The organism is Streptomyces monticola (assembly GCF_042665355.1).
GTDB classification, from domain to species: domain Bacteria; phylum Actinomycetota; class Actinomycetes; order Streptomycetales; family Streptomycetaceae; genus Streptomyces; species Streptomyces monticola.
Genome location: NZ_JBHTCF010000014.1, coordinates 118294 through 131870, shown reverse-complemented (window position 1 = coordinate 131870; position 13577 = coordinate 118294). Strand labels below are relative to the sequence as shown.

At 68.0% G+C, this 13577-nt stretch carries 20 protein-coding genes and 4 pseudogenes; 11 read left to right on the top strand and 13 right to left on the bottom strand.

All coding sequences use genetic code 11. The annotated features are described in order from the left end of the window. Positions 1–31: 31 nt before the first annotated feature. The 3 genes and pseudogenes from ACFQVC_RS28570 to ACFQVC_RS28560 all read left to right on the top strand — a co-directional run. Positions 32–163: pseudogene (locus tag ACFQVC_RS28570) on the top strand (IS701 family transposase); the annotation flags it as partial. A 187-nt stretch (positions 164–350) separates the two neighbouring features. Then, on the top strand, positions 351–641 hold the full coding sequence (locus ACFQVC_RS28565) for a hypothetical protein (protein WP_381835901.1): 291 nt from the start codon (positions 351–353) through the stop codon (positions 639–641). Positions 642–900: 259 nt separating this feature from the next. Then, the gene (locus ACFQVC_RS28560; protein WP_381835899.1) at positions 901–1326 is read left to right on the top strand and encodes a hypothetical protein; all 426 of its coding nucleotides are present in this window, start codon (positions 901–903) and stop codon (positions 1324–1326) included. 102 nt (positions 1327–1428) lie between these two features. Here ACFQVC_RS28560 and ACFQVC_RS28555 read toward each other — a convergent pair whose 3' ends face one another. Beyond that, positions 1429–1653 (bottom strand): hypothetical protein, encoded by a 225-nt coding sequence (locus ACFQVC_RS28555; protein WP_381835897.1) that lies wholly within the window; start codon positions 1651–1653, stop codon positions 1429–1431. 446 nt (positions 1654–2099) lie between these two features. Here ACFQVC_RS28555 and ACFQVC_RS28550 point away from each other — a divergent pair, with 446 nt between their 5' ends. Then, positions 2100–2312, top strand: a complete 213-nt coding sequence (locus tag ACFQVC_RS28550; protein ID WP_381835895.1) for a hypothetical protein — start codon at positions 2100–2102, stop codon at positions 2310–2312. Between the two features lie 280 nt (positions 2313–2592). On the opposite strand, the gene ACFQVC_RS28545 is transcribed toward ACFQVC_RS28550, so the two are convergent. Together ACFQVC_RS28545 and ACFQVC_RS28540 are read right to left on the bottom strand one after the other, a co-directional pair. Further along, on the bottom strand, positions 2593–3516 hold the full coding sequence (locus tag ACFQVC_RS28545) for an ADP-ribosylglycohydrolase family protein (protein WP_381835893.1): 924 nt from the start codon (positions 3514–3516) through the stop codon (positions 2593–2595). An 18-nt stretch (positions 3517–3534) separates the two neighbouring features. After that, a pseudogene (locus ACFQVC_RS28540) lies at positions 3535–3845 on the bottom strand (nuclear transport factor 2 family protein); the annotation flags it as partial. A gap of 43 nt (positions 3846–3888) precedes the next feature. Between ACFQVC_RS28540 and ACFQVC_RS28535 the strand changes: the two are divergent. After that, positions 3889–4074, top strand: coding sequence for a hypothetical protein (locus tag ACFQVC_RS28535; protein WP_381835891.1), 186 nt, complete (start codon positions 3889–3891; stop codon positions 4072–4074). Positions 4075–4527: 453 nt separating this feature from the next. Here ACFQVC_RS28535 and ACFQVC_RS28530 read toward each other — a convergent pair. Next, positions 4528–4797: pseudogene (locus ACFQVC_RS28530) on the bottom strand (RNA-guided endonuclease TnpB family protein); the annotation flags it as partial. Positions 4798–4848: 51 nt separating this feature from the next. Here ACFQVC_RS28530 and tnpA point away from each other — a divergent pair. The 3 genes from tnpA (at position 4849) to ACFQVC_RS28515 (ending at position 5958) form a co-directional block, all read left to right on the top strand. Next, positions 4849–5277, top strand: a complete 429-nt coding sequence (gene tnpA / locus ACFQVC_RS28525) for an IS200/IS605 family transposase (RefSeq protein WP_381835889.1) — start codon at positions 4849–4851, stop codon at positions 5275–5277. A gap of 117 nt (positions 5278–5394) precedes the next feature. Further along, on the top strand, positions 5395–5697 hold the full coding sequence (locus tag ACFQVC_RS28520; RefSeq protein ID WP_381835887.1) for a hypothetical protein: 303 nt from the start codon (positions 5395–5397) through the stop codon (positions 5695–5697). Positions 5698–5745: 48 nt separating this feature from the next. Further along, positions 5746–5958, top strand: a complete 213-nt coding sequence (locus ACFQVC_RS28515) for a hypothetical protein (RefSeq protein ID WP_381836093.1) — start codon at positions 5746–5748, stop codon at positions 5956–5958. Positions 5959–5983: 25 nt separating this feature from the next. Here the strand turns inward: ACFQVC_RS28515 and ACFQVC_RS28510 are convergent. Together ACFQVC_RS28510 and ACFQVC_RS28505 are read right to left on the bottom strand one after the other, a co-directional pair. Then, positions 5984–6250, bottom strand: a pseudogene (locus tag ACFQVC_RS28510) (endo-1,4-beta-xylanase); the annotation flags it as partial. Between the two features lie 22 nt (positions 6251–6272). After that, positions 6273–7199, bottom strand: a complete 927-nt coding sequence (locus ACFQVC_RS28505) for a lytic polysaccharide monooxygenase auxiliary activity family 9 protein (RefSeq protein WP_381835886.1) — start codon at positions 7197–7199, stop codon at positions 6273–6275. Positions 7200–7767: 568 nt separating this feature from the next. Here ACFQVC_RS28505 and ACFQVC_RS28500 point away from each other — a divergent pair. Further along, a complete protein-coding gene (locus ACFQVC_RS28500) occupies positions 7768–8115 on the top strand; it encodes a hypothetical protein (protein ID WP_381835884.1) in 348 nt (115 codons plus the stop codon). A 46-nt stretch (positions 8116–8161) separates the two neighbouring features. Here ACFQVC_RS28500 and ACFQVC_RS28495 read toward each other — a convergent pair whose 3' ends face one another. Beyond that, positions 8162–8902 (bottom strand): class I SAM-dependent methyltransferase, encoded by a 741-nt coding sequence (locus ACFQVC_RS28495; protein ID WP_381835883.1) that lies wholly within the window; start codon positions 8900–8902, stop codon positions 8162–8164. A gap of 363 nt (positions 8903–9265) precedes the next feature. Continuing rightward, on the bottom strand, positions 9266–9628 hold the full coding sequence (locus tag ACFQVC_RS28490; protein ID WP_381835881.1) for a hypothetical protein: 363 nt from the start codon (positions 9626–9628) through the stop codon (positions 9266–9268). Between the two features lie 82 nt (positions 9629–9710). Here ACFQVC_RS28490 and ACFQVC_RS28485 point away from each other — a divergent pair, with 82 nt between their 5' ends. Next, positions 9711–9965, top strand: a complete 255-nt coding sequence (locus tag ACFQVC_RS28485) for a hypothetical protein (RefSeq protein ID WP_381835879.1) — start codon at positions 9711–9713, stop codon at positions 9963–9965. 30 nt (positions 9966–9995) lie between these two features. On the opposite strand, the gene ACFQVC_RS28480 is transcribed toward ACFQVC_RS28485, so the two are convergent. The 4 genes from ACFQVC_RS28480 to ACFQVC_RS28465 form a co-directional block, all read right to left on the bottom strand. Beyond that, the gene (locus ACFQVC_RS28480) at positions 9996–10442 is read right to left on the bottom strand and encodes a hypothetical protein (protein ID WP_381835877.1); all 447 of its coding nucleotides are present in this window, start codon (positions 10440–10442) and stop codon (positions 9996–9998) included. A gap of 41 nt (positions 10443–10483) precedes the next feature. Continuing rightward, complete coding sequence (locus ACFQVC_RS28475; RefSeq protein WP_381835875.1) at positions 10484–11188, bottom strand: hypothetical protein; 705 nt, start codon at positions 11186–11188, stop codon at positions 10484–10486. A gap of 70 nt (positions 11189–11258) precedes the next feature. Further along, complete coding sequence (locus tag ACFQVC_RS28470; RefSeq protein WP_381835873.1) at positions 11259–11567, bottom strand: hypothetical protein; 309 nt, start codon at positions 11565–11567, stop codon at positions 11259–11261. Between the two features lie 34 nt (positions 11568–11601). Beyond that, positions 11602–12366, bottom strand: coding sequence for a hypothetical protein (locus ACFQVC_RS28465; protein ID WP_381835871.1), 765 nt, complete (start codon positions 12364–12366; stop codon positions 11602–11604). Positions 12367–12693: 327 nt separating this feature from the next. Here ACFQVC_RS28465 and ACFQVC_RS28460 point away from each other — a divergent pair, with 327 nt between their 5' ends. After that, positions 12694–12834: a hypothetical protein gene (locus tag ACFQVC_RS28460; RefSeq protein ID WP_381835869.1), complete on the top strand. Its 141-nt coding sequence runs from the start codon at positions 12694–12696 to the stop codon at positions 12832–12834. Between the two features lie 373 nt (positions 12835–13207). On the opposite strand, the gene ACFQVC_RS28455 is transcribed toward ACFQVC_RS28460, so the two are convergent. Next, a complete protein-coding gene (locus tag ACFQVC_RS28455; protein WP_381836091.1) occupies positions 13208–13534 on the bottom strand; it encodes a hypothetical protein in 327 nt (108 codons plus the stop codon). Positions 13535–13577: the final 43 nt, after the last annotated feature.

The window sequence follows — 13577 nt, the reverse complement described above, 5'->3', positions numbered from 1 at the left end:
AGTACGTGCCGGCGAGGGAGCCGTCGTAGCCCATGGCCTGGGCCTGGACCACTTCGAAGGCCGTACCTGGCGCGGCTGGCACCATCACGTCACCCTCGTCACCGCCGCCCAGGCCTTCCTCACCCTCAGGCGATACGACCCAAAAGCCCTGACCGCGCCCTGAGTCTCTACCAAGTCCTCGACACCCTGCAGGACATGCTGCGGTGTTGGACCGGCACCTGCACCACCTGCGGCAATCGCCTCACAACACGCCGAGCCAGAACCTAACGAAGCACTACTAGGCGGTTTCGTCTGGATCAAGGAGGGGGCGAGTGATGGCGGCGGTCGTTCCCGGGTGGCACTCTTGTGCGATGCAACCTGGGACCCCCGCCACCGAGAACGACCTGCGGCACCTGCTCAACGAGTGGGACCCGATCGGTGTAGCCGACGATGTGCAGGATGAGTACGACTGCATGCTCGCCCCTTTGCTCCAGCGGCTCCGTGGGCGCGCTGACCAGACGGAGATCAGTGACTTTCTGCGGCACGAACTGGAGGATCACTTCGGCCTGGACCCTCTGGTTTCGCAGCCGGAAGCGATGGCAGCCCGAGTGATCGCCTGGTGGACAGCTGTCGGCCGAGCCGATGACCCAGGCAGCATGTAGCCGCTCCCTCCAGATCTAGCTGATCGTTGGTCCGGGTGTGCCGTTGACTGACGCGCAGTGGGCACGGATTGAGCCGTTGCTTCCGGACCGGACGCCAGAGCGGGGTGGTCGCGCCACCGACCACCCCGGCCCAGTTGAGCAGCGGGTCATTTCATGGCGCTGGCCGGGCCGTCTCGCCCACGAAGGCCGCAGTCACGCCGCGCTTGCGGCAGGAGCAGGCAGAAGGCATCGCAGAAGACATCGTGGCGGAGGGGTACGCATGATCACCGCCACCCAGGGAGTGAAGGTCACCTCGACCTGTGTGGCCTGTGGTGGCGTATTGGTCCGCGATCTCGGTCAGTTCGTCGACCGGGGCCAGCTGCGCTGGGGCATTGAAGGGCGATGCCAAGCCTGCCCCGACGCGTGGTGCGAGACGGGCGCAGGCCCAGCACCCCAGGAGATCAGGCAGGCACTGCTCGCCGAGCACGGGGCAGTTCGGCTTCGTGTGGCGACCGAGGAAGTCAGTCCCGTCCACGTGATGCGAGCCCTGCGCGAGATGCGCCAACTGCCGCTGGGCGAAGCCCGGATGGCGGCCGCCGAGCTGAGTGGAGCCGGCGTGGTCGGCACGGCCGTGGAGATGGCGCACCTGGCGGAAGGACTTCGCAAGCAGTCCGTCGCCACAACTCTCGTACCGTCGCCCGCATGACCGGCCACGAAGCTGCTCGAACGAGTTGACAGCAGGCATGCGGAATCGATGGCACGAACTCACGGTTCGCTGTCACAGGACAATGGCCAGCAGTATCCAGGCTTAGCGGGCGAGGCGGTGGCCCAACAGGCGGGAACGTGCCTCTGCCTCGGACAGCCCTAGAGCCCGGCCCACCACCTCCCCGGACAGCCCGTCGGCTTCCGTATCGGCCGCAGCGCGACAGGCCACGCTCTTGACTGTGCCTTCCAGCGCGGCCACTGCGTTGAGCGCGGCCAGCGGTGCGTCCTGGACTAGGCGCTCCAACTGCCGTTCCAGCAGCTCCATCACGTCCGTCAGTTCGACGGGGGAGTGGGATCGTGCCCGCCTCGACCGCTTCCATGTGACCCCACCAGTCGTCTTGAGGCTCGTCGGAGTGGAAGTCCTCCGTGAAGGGCGTGACCTCGTCCCAGTCGATCGCGTACTCACGCTCACCGCGCCAGCCGCAGGAGCACGCCGCTCGGGCCCTTTCGGCTTTCGGCCGGCGCAGCATGCTGCTGTACGCCCACCACTCCTGTGTCTCGTGAAAAGTGGAGCCACTGCCCGGATCCAGATATGCCGGTGACGGCTCACTGCCATCCTCCAGCACGGCCCCCCACCCCTCGTGGGACGCCCCGAATGCCTCGGTCCGCCACATGGCCCCTCCTTCGTCCCGGTGGAACAGTCCGAGGCCACGATGCTGAACAGGGAGGGCCGATGATGAGGGAATACGCAGAACAAGTACACGGAGGAGGAGCGTGAACAGACACCCCGATGCCCCCGATGGGCCGCTCGCCGATGACGAGGCGCGCCAGATGCTGGACCTCCTGCACCGCTACTGTGAGCACGACGCGGACCTGTTCGATCAGTGGCGCATCGACAGCAGCCGGGGCCCGATGTACGTCACGATCACGGATGCGCCCCTGCCTGGTGTGGCCGCGGACGCATACCGGGTTCCGGATATCGGCTAGGCGGTGCCCTTTCCTGGCTTCCCGCGACTTCGATCGCGCATACCGGCTGCAGCGCAACGCCCCATCCCGGCAGGGACGGGGCGCTCTAGGGGCAGGCAGCGTCGGCCTTAGGCTCCGGATGGCGGACGGCCGGCTTCAGGGGCCGGCCCCTGAAGCCGCGGTACCCGTACCGGGCTCGCGCAGCCTGCCGACACGCCTCGGTGCGCACGCTGCTGAGGCAGATCCAGGCGCCGCGCCCGCCTCCGACTCAGGCTCGGCCCCGGTCAGCCAGCGACGCTGATCATGTGTTGACCCAGTCCGGCAGTGGTTCCGACCTCCGAAGCCACTCGGACGAAACACGCTCAACCCCCGTCCGGGCGGCCACGATCCCACCCGCGATGGCGCAGGTGGTGTCCACATCACCGAGCCCCTGCGCAGTTTCCCAGAGCGCCTGGGTGAGGTCGTCGCTGTTCTGCGCGGCGCACCACACGGCGTACGGCACGGTGTCGTCGGCCCGGACCCGGCTGCCGTTGCCCAGCACCCGGGCAGCCTCGGTAGAGGTGGTGCTCGCGGGGAGTGCGGCTGCCTGCCCCAGCCCGTCATGGACGGCGCCTTGCGGCGTGTGGGCCATGACCTGCCGTATGAACGCATCGGCGGGCAGAGGCTGTTGGTCCTTTCGGGCGCAGAGCGAGGCGGCCACCGCGACAGCTACGGCTCCGGCGACCCCTTCGGGGTGTGCGTGGGTGACACGGGCCGCGAGTGCCGCCTGCTCGACTGCGCGGTCCACATCGTCGTAGAAGTACGCACCCAGGGGCGCGATGCGCATGGCCGCTCCGTTGCCGAGACTGCCCTGCCCGTCGAAGAGGTCGGTCACGTAACGCGCCCAGCCGTCCGGGTCGGTCTTCAGCCTCGGGAGGAGCTCGTGCATGCCCAATCCGTAGCCGCGGCCATCGTCGGCCGCGAAGCTCTCGCCGAAGGCCCTCGCGAGTTCCGTGGGCCGGACCTCGCCGTGTCTCTCCAGGATCTGGCCCACTGACAGCGCCATGGCGGTGTCGTCCGTCCACGGCCAGGCCGCAGCGGGCGGCGTTTTCCGATTCCGCAGCGGGCCTTCGAGGGAGGTGTCCCTTCCGGAGGAGAGGGCTGACCACTGTTCCCCGAATGCGTCGCCGACGGCCAGCCCCTTCAGGCTGTCCTTCGCTGTGTTCAGTGCGGCTTGGGAATCCATTGCGCCGTGCTCTCCGGGCTACTTGTCGGACTGTGGGGTCATGCGGCTCGTGTGGGAAGAACGGACCTCAGCGATCCTCCCGTCCTTGATCGTGATTGTCTGCAGGATCGAAAGGTGAGATTCCGGCCGGTCGCACGTGCGCGAGCACGGACGTAGGGGAGTACTACCGCGGTCTTGCCGGTGTGGAGGGACTTCTGCTCGACCAAGTCGAACGATTCCCATGTCCGGCTCATCGCGAGGAAGAACTGCTCCATGCCCGAATGCTCACGCCAGGTGCCGCCATAGGGCAGAGCGTCGGCTTGGTGCAGTACGACATCAGGCGCAAAGAAGGACAGCCACCGAGGCCGTCAAGGGATGAGTCATGCCGACGGCATGGCCAACCTCGTCAAGGCGCGCTGGCGGCAATCAGACCTCGGTGTGTCGACGAAAGTCGACGCGCCGATGGGCTGGCGGAGCATGCTCATGCAGATGCCCTCGGTCGGGCTGAACAGCGACGTCGTGACCTCGTCGCGCTGCGCTGCGGCAAGCCGGACAGCAGTGAGGCGGATGAATCGGTGATCCACGCCCCGGAGCCGTCCCAGGTCTGGTACGGCTTGCCCGGATCGATGTCGATCATCTGCGCGGGCTGGGTGTCCTCGTCGGCGCAGACGGGGCTGGCGCCTTGTGCGAACAGCTTGGACCGGTCAGGGGTGGCGACCCTGGACGAGATCGTCGGCCCTTCGGCCGCCTGGGCCGAGAAGAGGGGCAGGCTCACCGAGATGGCGGCCAGGACCGGCCAGGCCGATGAGGAGGATCATCGGGGGGCGCTGGTGGTACCAGGACCTCCGATGCCTGCGTGTATGCATCATTGAGGCTGGTACATGGATGGACTGCCTCCACGCCTCGCATTGAACTCTTCAAGTGAGGGAGAAGGGTGAGGAGTTCACCTCAGCCAGTGCCGCCCGGCCTCCACCAGGCCCTGCTGAACTCGCCCAACAAGCGGCATGAATCGCCTTCTCGGTCAGACACGGAGCTTGCGAATGCCTTGGCGAGGCGTCGCAGTGTGGCCTGCTGGCTGGAGAAGGACCAGCGGCCCTGACGCTGCGGGTCGAATGCCCGGATGTCCTTGAGCTGCGCGGACTGCATCCCGTAGGTGATGTGCGTCTTCGATACGTGCCGGTGGGCGTCGCGGCGTTCCTGCAGGGCTGCGTTGTAGAGGGAGCAGTGATCTCGCAGCATCTCACCAAGTGCGGCTCCCTGGCCCACGGTGGGCCGCATGAGGAACTTGTACGCACGGATCATCCGGCCCACCGCCCTCCGGGGCAGCTCGCATCGGCGCACTACGCTTCGTTGATGTCACCACGCTGGGATGCAGACCCGGATGTGCGGCGCGGCCGTCACGTAGGTTATGACCTGCACGTACACTTGGTGTTCGTTACCAAATATCGGCGTAACGTCTTCGATGACGCGATGCTGACGCGCTGCGAAGGGATCATGCGCAACATCTGCACGGACTTCGACGCGGACCTGATCGAGTTCAACGGCGAAGAGGATCACGTGCACCTGCTGGTGCACTACCCGCCCAAGGTCGCCCTGTCCAGCCTCGTAAACAGCCTCAAAGGCGTCAGCTCACGCTGCCTGCGCGCCGAGTTCACCGGCCGCGTCAACCGGGTCACCATCCACGAACGCTTCTGCTCCGGCTCCTACTTCGCCGGGTCATGCGGCGATGCACCGCTCCAGACAGTCAAGGACTACATCGAGAACCAGAAACGTCCGAACTGAGCGCGGCAATCGTCGCAGAGCATTCCGCAGCGATGCTGCGGCGCACCGCGCCGCAGAGCTCAGCATCGGATTCCGTCCCCGCCTGAAGGCGGGAATGCCCTCCGAAGATGGGGATGGATGCGCTGCTACTGGGACGGGGAAGATGTCTGGTTCTACTTCGAGGTCGACGCCGAAGGCTGGGTGACCCGGCAGGTCGAACTGCAAGGGCTTGAACGGACCCCGATCGCAGCCGCCTCCCTCGACGAATGGCAGCAGGCCCACGAAGCGGGTCACCTCGATGAGTACGACAGCAGGTTCGGGATCACAGCCGAGCCGCCCGTCTCAGAATGGGAAGGCCACGCCCCCGAGCGAATGACCTCTGAGGAGTTCGAAGAAGTCTGGGGGCCTGCGCGTCGACAGATCGCATCCCGGGCCCGCTGACCTCTCGGCTCTACGGAGGTCTCTTGCGGCCCGCCGCCTGAAGTAATCGTGCCCGTCGTCGAGGCCGAACAGGCCTGCGGCGCGGGCGCATCCGAGCTGGGGTGGAACTCCCCAGCTGCGGAAGGCGGAGCCGCGCTTCCCGCCGCTGCCGCCGTCAGCAAGCGCCTCGTTGACGACGTGTCCGGGGCGCGGATGCCGCTGGCCCGGCTGGGCAGCTGGTTGTGCCGTAACAGCGTGTGGTCGCGCAGCTGTTGGCTGTGACTGTCGGCATGGCCGGTGACCTGGTGGTTGAGACAACCAGCTGTGCCGAGCCGAAGGTGAAGGTGCTGTGAGACGGCTCGGTGACGTCCGTCCTCACCTTGTTCTCGGGAATGACCATGGTGAACTCCCGGTCGAGGACGCCCGAGTACGGTGCATCACCCAGCCTGCGGCCGGGCACGGCGAGCACGGCGGCGCCTACGTACCGACCGGACCGGGCCGCCGCGCACAGGGCGGTGGCGGCCACGGCTCGGCTCGTCAGGTCCACGGCCACGGCCACGGGGCAGGACCGCATCTGCCGAAATCGTGCTCTGCGTCTAGGACTTGCGACGGCGTATGCCCAATGCCGCGCAGCCGATCAATGCCACCCCAGCGGCGCCGGTGACGATGCCGGCCGGTGCCACGCCGGAGGCGTCGGTCTCGGCGGCCGCGTTCTCCACGCGGGGAGCGTCAGCGGATGCGGCGTCAGCGGTGGTCGGCCAGTTCTTGGACAGGCCTGTGACCTCGCCGTTGCCGCCGTCGAAGGCCACGTCCGAGCAGGAGAAGAAGTTCTCCTGGCTGTCGGAGCGGATCCACTGGATGAACAGCATGTGGCGGCCGGTCCGTTCCGGCAGGCGCAGATCCCAGTAGTAGTGGCCGGCCTCGCTGCCGGGACCACCGTTCTGGGGCGGGTTGTAGACCGTCTGCACCTTCTCCAGGTTCGACCAGCCAAGGGGCTGCAGGGGGTTGAAGCCCTGCTTGGTGACGTACACCTCGAACCTGCCCGGGTGGTGTGCCCAGTTGCTGTACTTCATCTGGAGCGTCGCGCCGGCGGTGAGATGAGTGACCGGCCAGTCGGTGCGGGCGGCGTTGTAGGGGGAGAAGTTGTACGGGCTGCGGTCTCCCGCACTGCACAGCTTGCCGTCCGGGACATAACCCTCGCCGCGGCCGCCGGCGTTGGAGTCGAGCACCGCGAACCAGTTGTACAGCGGCGTGGTGCCTGCCTGCTGCACCGCCGCCTTGCAGGCGGGGTTGGTCGGCATCTGGGTGGAGGAGTTCGCGAGCAGGTCCTTGTAGCACAGGTAGGTGCGCGATCCGGGCACCATGGCCACGCCGTGCGCCGCAGCCGTGCCGGGGAAGGCGAGGACGGTTGCGGCGGCGATGCCTGTGGCACCGGCGATTGCGGCGGATCGCCTGAGGGTGCGTGCGGAGTTCCGCAGCCGGGTGCGGACCCGAGCGGCTGCGGGTAATCGGGGAACGGTCATGGGACGTCTCCTTTGGGAGTCTCCAATGAGCGACTCGCCCTCTGGTTGCCGCCGACGGGACAAAGGTTGCCGCTGCGCTCGACGCAGCCGGCCCGCGCTCCTCCGTACTGAAGCCCCGACCCTGTGGGCCGGTCCGCCGCCGCGGGAACCCCTCACGCACACGGGAACTCCCGGACCGGCCACGGGTGTGCGCACCGCCGCGAAGACGCGACTTGAGGCCCCGTGCGGCACTGATGCCCCCAGTCCGCAGCTGCGGTTGGAGCGTGGCGAAACACCTTCAGGCGGCGCGTGAGAGCCAGGAGCATCACCCAAGATCTTTCCGAGTACGCCCTAAGCCATTCAGTGCTCTGTGCTGCCGCTGTGCGCGCCGTTCCCAACGAGCGCATCCTGCTCATCTTTCATGTTCGCGTCGATGGCGTGCCGGAACCCGAGTGACCGTTCCGGTGTCAGGGCGTTCCGACCAAGCGATCCAGAAGCCCGAACATGACGATGGCCGCCCGTACCGTGCTGGCGGCGATGGCTGACGTACTGCCGCTTGCCGCCGCACAGCAGACTTCGGTGGCGGGCGATGCCCCGCGCCCACCACGGTCAGGCCGCACGCGTCATTTCGCTCACCAATGCCGACAACGGCAGGGTGATCGCCGCGGCGTCCGGGGACACCGTCGCCGTAGGCCTCACCGCGGTGACCGAGAACGGGGTCAAGCGGGTCTTCACCAAGCCCGTCAGCTCCGACCCCACCGTTGCCGTGCAGACGGGCGGGACGGAGAAGCCCGACGGCGGTGCCACCGGCTCGTTCGAACTCGTCCGGTCCGGAGCGGTCGTGGTGCAGGCGGACCGCCGCTGCGTGGTCACCCGGCCCGGCGCCGTCTGCCCCCAAGTGATCACTCCGTGGAAGGCCACCGTGAACGTGGCCTAGAGCCTGCCCGGCGAGGGGGTGCCTTCGCGTCTTGGCGCGGTGGAGCTCACGGTTTGTGGGTGACCCAGAGCAGTTCCGCCGGCCAGCGGTGTGCCCAGTCGGGAGGGTCGGTTTCGTTGTAGCCGTTGGGTGTTCCGCGTTCGGGCCGCGGCTCGATGAGGTCGTCGATGATGAGACCCGCGCCGCGCAGGACCCTGACCCAGTCGCCGTAGGTCAGCTGATAGCTGGTCGAGCCGTCGCCTTCTGCGATGGTGTTCAGCCCGAAGTAGTCCTGCTGCAGCGTGGTGGTCACGCGGCTTGCGGCTTCGTCGTAGCACGCTTCGAACCATGGGCTGGCCACGTTGAACACCAGGCGCCCGCCCCGGCGCAGGACGCGTGCGGCCTGCGGGACGGCCAGGTGCGGGGGCGCCCAGCTGAGCCCACCGAAGTCGCAGAACACCAGGTCGAAGCTGCCGTCGGCGAAGGGGAGTTGTTCGGCGGCGCCTTGCACGAGCGGGTAGCGGGCCGCCCCCATCGCGCGGGCCGCCGCGGCGAGTTGAGCCTCGGACAGGTCCATCCCGACCACTGTGGCACCCTCGGCGGCGAGCGCCCTGGACCACTGGCCGGCGCCGCAGCCGAGTTCGAGGACGCGTTTGCCGGTGACGTCGCCCAGCGCGTGCAGGTGTGCGTCGGGGATGGAGTACATGCCCCACAGTCGGGGTGCGGCGCCGATTCGCGGGTCGTGCTTGTGCTGGTAGGTGCTGCTGATCTGGTTCCAGAGCCGCCGGTTGGCGGGGATGCTGTCCACGTGCCGACTCCAGCACTGCCTGCCGGGGGCGGTCAACATGATTAGGGCACTGGCCGGCCCTCGGCTGGGTCCGGTCCTGGCTCGGCCCGCAAGCCGCCCCTCGGGGGCCGGCGCATGCAGTCACCGGGCCCCGACGGGGCTGCCGTGTCCCTCGCGCGTATGGAACACCTGCCGGAAGCAGGCGGCGGGAACAGGTTCCGGGCATGCCCCACGGAGAGGGAACGCCGTCGCTGGTGACTCCGTGGCCACGCAGATCCTTTCGGCCGGTCGTGCACCTCTGGTGAGCCGGTGACGCCCGGACATACCAACAGACGGGCTCTCGCTCTACTGAAGGAGCGGCTCCGCTGAGGGAGCGGGCAGCACCTATGCGTTGCGCGCCCTGATCTTCTTGTACAGCGCGATGGCCTGCTCAGTGGGGAAGTTGGGGATGGTGAAGGTCTCTCCGGTGTCCTTCGATACGACGACGTGCGAACCGCCGAGAGGCGCAGGTCGCGGCCGCCCCGCCGCGTCCGTGGTGGGCGGGAAGATCGCGTAGACCAGGTAGCCGACGTCGAATTCGTGCACGCGCATCTGGGCAGGGGAGCCGTCGGGCAGCTTGGGTTCGGCGTAGCGGCCGCGGACGATGGCGAGGGCCTGCTCCGGGGTGGACGGCGGTGTGCGGGGCCGTGTGGACGGCGGGGTGGACGATGGTGTGTGGGGTGCTGCGTCGGGTGTGTCCGGTGCCATGTTTCTACTCCTCGGTTCCTTCTCCTCGCCGACCGGTGACAGATTGCACTACGGCTTCCCAAGACCGCCTAGGCTCACCCCCATGGCCAATGGGGATATGCGCAATGGACGCTGTGGGGTGTGCGGCGGCGGCGAGGTGTGCTGGGGCGAGTACGTGGCGCAGGCAGGGCTCCGCCAGCCGGGAAAGGGCAAGTTCGGGGCGAAGAAGCCGGTGTTCGACGCCTATATCTGCGCAGCCTGCGGGCATACGCAACTGCATCTGCGCCTGGACGCGACGATGTCGTCGTTCATCCGGCGCAAACTCAACCGGATGCCGCCGCAGCAGAGCAAGGGCTGAGCGGCTCCGCGGGACTTCCCGCGAAGCCGCTCAGCTTTCGTCCATGTGCGGCAACCCCCTCCGCTGGGCCGACCGGAACAGCCGTCGGCAGACGAACAGCGCGCCAACCAGCGGGAGGTTGAGCCCCAGCCACGGAAGCGCCGACGGTCCCGCGTGCCGGATCAGGAGGGCCGCGCACGCCGCCACGACCGCCGCGCACGCCAGCAGCAGCACCAGGAAGGCCGCGCCCGCGAGGCCCGGCCGACGCGTCGGCCTCCTGCCCGAGAAGGCAAGGGCGGCCCCGCAGAAGGACAGCACTGCCAGGGGCGGCGCGAAGTACGTCGTCACCCGGAGTGCCTCGTCCGTCGAGGAGGTCGTCGGCCCCGACGTCAGCGCCAGGACCGTGAACCCGGCATTGACCAGCGTCAAGGCGAGCGCGACGAAGCCGAGCATCGTCAGGAATCGCCTGACGGTGGCCTCGGGAACGCTGGTTGTCATCTGCGCACTCTCCCGGTCAACCGAGGCGAAGCTGGGCCACTTCACCCGAGGGCGAAGCTGGGCCACTTGTCGCTGTAACTGTTGAGGTTGCGCAGAGCCGCGGCCGAATCGTCGGCGGCGAACTTCAGCGCGATCGTGGCGCCCCCGGCAGCGAGCAGGAAGCCGACCACCGCCGCGATCTGTGCGAGGAGGCCCGCCGGGATGCCGATGATGGTGCCCTCCGCGCCGATCCCCGCGATGAACGCCAGGGCGGCCACCACCAGCGCGCTCACGACCGCGATCCAGAAGGTCCAGATCCCGGTCTTCATGGTGTTGAGGGCGGACGAGACGGCGGACGCATAGCGCACCCCGATCGTATTGAGCGCGCTCTTCTGGCCGTCGATCTTGGACTTGTAGGCGCTGGCCGCGGTTCCCGTCCAGATGTCGTCCACCATCAGGTCGTCCGCTTCCACCTCACCCGCTCGTCTATGGGCAGGGGCACCGAGTTCGGAGTGCCATTTCTCCCCGGTCTCCTTGAGGACGAAGGGGTCGCCGACGTAGGCGAGTTTGTCGGTGAACCAGTCCCAGAACTCGTCCATCTTCCTGCAGAACTTGTTCCAGAGGTCCTCGACCTTGGAGACGACCCACTCCAGGAAGGCGGGCACCTTGGACAGCAGGCTGTTGATCTTGGAACGGATCTGGTTCACCAGATCGCGGATGTGGTTGAGCTTTGCCTGGACCTTCTCGATCAGTGCGTGGATGTCCATCGTGCTGTCTCCGTCTCCCGTAACAGTGCTGGTCGGCCGGGCCCCCGGCGTGGCCGTGGCCCGCTGGGGCTCAGTGCCACTCCCACGCCTCCTTGAGGCGCTGCTTGGCCGCTTCGTCGCTGCCTTCGTAGGTGTTGCGTACCTTGATGAGCGCGTTGCCGGCCCCGGCCGCCGCGCGCTCGCCGTCGAGGAGGTAGCTCCTCATGAACTCGCGCACCGCCTCGTACGCCTCGTGGGTGTCGCCGCCCATGAAGGAGAAGTCCTGGGCGCGCAGGGTCAGGTCCGCACACTTGGCCCCGGCGGTCTGCAGCATCGCGGCCGTGTCGTCCCAGCGCTTGGCGTCATTGGTCAAGGCTTCCATGGACGTCTTGAAGGTCATCGGTGGCCCCTTTCGTCGGTTTCCGTCGGTGGACTCAGCGGCCGTAGGAAGGCGGAGCGTCCTGGAGCCCGAGGTACTGGGCCAGGTCGGAAGGGTTCTCGGCGAGGGTCGCGAGGGTGGCGAGCCGTGCGAACGGCGGGCTCTCCTCGGTCTGTTCGGCGAGCCGGCGGCGGGCCTGATCCAGCGCCTCCATGGCCTCGCGGCCGATGTTGAAGTCGTGGGCGCGCCCGAGCCAGTGCAGGTCGAAGTCCAGTCCGATCGGGTCGCCCGCCCCGGAGACGGTGGCGGTGACGTGCCCGGAGGTGCTCCGGCCTGTGATCTGGCTCGTGGCCATCGAGTCGGCCTCGGCGTTCGCCTCCTGCATGGCGCCGTCGAGCTCGTCGAGCATGTCGAGGAGCCGGTTGAGGGCGCGTGTGTCGTCAACGGTCCCCGACTGTCCGAAGCGTTCGTAGAGCTGGCCGGCCACCGTCTCGGACATCGCGGGCCTGGGGCGGGGCCGGGGCGGCTCCGCCTCGGCACGCTCCATGGCCTCCCCCCAGGCCTCCAGGCGCTGTGTCACAGCCTGTTGGTACGCGCCGAGTACGGCGGAGGCCAGCTCGGTGTCCCGCAGGGACCGGCGCCAGTTGGGGTCGACTCGGATCCCGGCGAGCTTTCCCTCCTCATCCAGGTCGACCTTCACCGTCCCGGTGTCGTCGAGGCCCTGGCTGGGACCGGAGTTCTTCATCTGCTCGAATATCTGCGCGTCCACATCGGCACTGTCCCGGATGTCGTCGATGCGGTCGCGGGCGTCATCAGGCATGGATCTCTCCCCGTTGTTGTCGCCGGCAGGTCTTGAGTGAGAGCGGTCGGCCAGCGGGCATGAGTCACCCTCGGACGCGGCAATCACGGGTGCGACGCGACGAAGCCCCCGGGTGTTCCGAGTCCCCGGGTGTTCCGAGTCCCCCGGTATTGCGAGCCCTCTGGGTGTTCCGACCACTGGACCGGTGGCGTGGCCTCTGCGTCAGCCTGCCTCCCGAGCCGCCGGGGCTGAACCGAAGACACTGGACCTTGCGCACTCCTCCACCCCAACTACACGCCTGTGCAAGCGATTTGATGGCAGTTCAAGGGGGAGGTCTCAAGGGGGGGTATGGAATGGGGGAGTTCATGGAGGTACGCCCTTGTCTTCGGTGAGGGCCGGCGGTGCGAGCCGGGTACGGAGCGTCTGTGGGTCGGCGCCGAGGCGTCGGGCCTGTACGTCAAGGCCTCACCGACCGAGGCGGGCCACTGAGTGTGGTCTGCGGGGGCGGCGCCCTCGGCGGTCAGCAGGATGCAGCGGGTGGCGAGCTCCACGACCAGCGCGCTGCCGCCGGCCCGCTCCGCGAGGCTCTCGGCGAGAGCGCGACGGGCCGCGGGATCGGTGGTGAACGGCAGTTCAGGAGCGCCGAACTGCGGGTGGAGAGCCGCCTCGGCCTGCCGTACCAGCGCTCAGTGGTCCGCCCCCCCTCGGCCTTGTCCAGATCGATGACCTGTACTGAGCCGGGCGGGAGTCCTTCCGCCAGTTCGGCGGCCAGTTCACGGGGAGCGTCGATCAGCCTATGGCTGTTGCCGTGCGGACGTCCGGCCGTGTGCGCCCAAGAGCCGCAGCCCGGCGCCAAGTGCGGCTAGAGCGCGTAGAAAATCTCGGATTCCAGTACGTGTCCCCAGTTCCTGGTGGCCGCTGCGGCGGGGTCCAGAGCGGCCAGCCATGCGGTGAGTTCATCGAGGAGATCAGCGCTGTCGAGCCCGCCGGACGTGGTGTAGGCGGTCATGTACTCCCACTGCAGGCACACCATCGCCACGAACGAGGCGAGCGACGAGCCGGCCAGCGGATCGCCCGGGTGATCGCCGTCGACCGCGTCCGGCAGTCTCTGGCGCAGCACGCGGCCGGTGGCCGTCGAGCAGGAGGACGCCGCCGATCCAGCTGCCCAGCTCGTAGAACGGCCCGTCACCGACCGGTGTTTCACCTTCCTCGGCGCCTTCCCAGAGGTGCTC

Coding starts and splice junctions, on each gene's coding strand:
- tnpA (WP_381835889.1), top strand. CDS start 4,849: ATGTCACCACGCTGGGATGCAGACCCGGATGTGCGGCGCGGCCGTCAC.
- ACFQVC_RS28485 (WP_381835879.1), top strand. CDS start 9,711: ATGGCCAATGGGGATATGCGCAATGGACGCTGTGGGGTGTGCGGCGGC.
- ACFQVC_RS28475 (WP_381835875.1), bottom strand. CDS start 11,188: ATGGACATCCACGCACTGATCGAGAAGGTCCAGGCAAAGCTCAACCAC.
- ACFQVC_RS28545 (WP_381835893.1), bottom strand. CDS start 3,516: ATGGATTCCCAAGCCGCACTGAACACAGCGAAGGACAGCCTGAAGGGG.
- ACFQVC_RS28460 (WP_381835869.1), top strand. CDS start 12,694: ATGGAATGGGGGAGTTCATGGAGGTACGCCCTTGTCTTCGGTGAGGGC.
- ACFQVC_RS28505 (WP_381835886.1), bottom strand. CDS start 7,199: ATGACCGTTCCCCGATTACCCGCAGCCGCTCGGGTCCGCACCCGGCTG.
- ACFQVC_RS28480 (WP_381835877.1), bottom strand. CDS start 10,442: ATGACAACCAGCGTTCCCGAGGCCACCGTCAGGCGATTCCTGACGATG.
- ACFQVC_RS28500 (WP_381835884.1), top strand. CDS start 7,768: ATGCCCCGCGCCCACCACGGTCAGGCCGCACGCGTCATTTCGCTCACC.
- ACFQVC_RS28490 (WP_381835881.1), bottom strand. CDS start 9,628: ATGGCACCGGACACACCCGACGCAGCACCCCACACACCATCGTCCACC.
- ACFQVC_RS28465 (WP_381835871.1), bottom strand. CDS start 12,366: ATGCCTGATGACGCCCGCGACCGCATCGACGACATCCGGGACAGTGCC.
- ACFQVC_RS28560 (WP_381835899.1), top strand. CDS start 901: ATGATCACCGCCACCCAGGGAGTGAAGGTCACCTCGACCTGTGTGGCC.
- ACFQVC_RS28565 (WP_381835901.1), top strand. CDS start 351: ATGCAACCTGGGACCCCCGCCACCGAGAACGACCTGCGGCACCTGCTC.
- ACFQVC_RS28535 (WP_381835891.1), top strand. CDS start 3,889: ATGGCCAACCTCGTCAAGGCGCGCTGGCGGCAATCAGACCTCGGTGTG.
- ACFQVC_RS28470 (WP_381835873.1), bottom strand. CDS start 11,567: ATGACCTTCAAGACGTCCATGGAAGCCTTGACCAATGACGCCAAGCGC.
- ACFQVC_RS28520 (WP_381835887.1), top strand. CDS start 5,395: ATGCGCTGCTACTGGGACGGGGAAGATGTCTGGTTCTACTTCGAGGTC.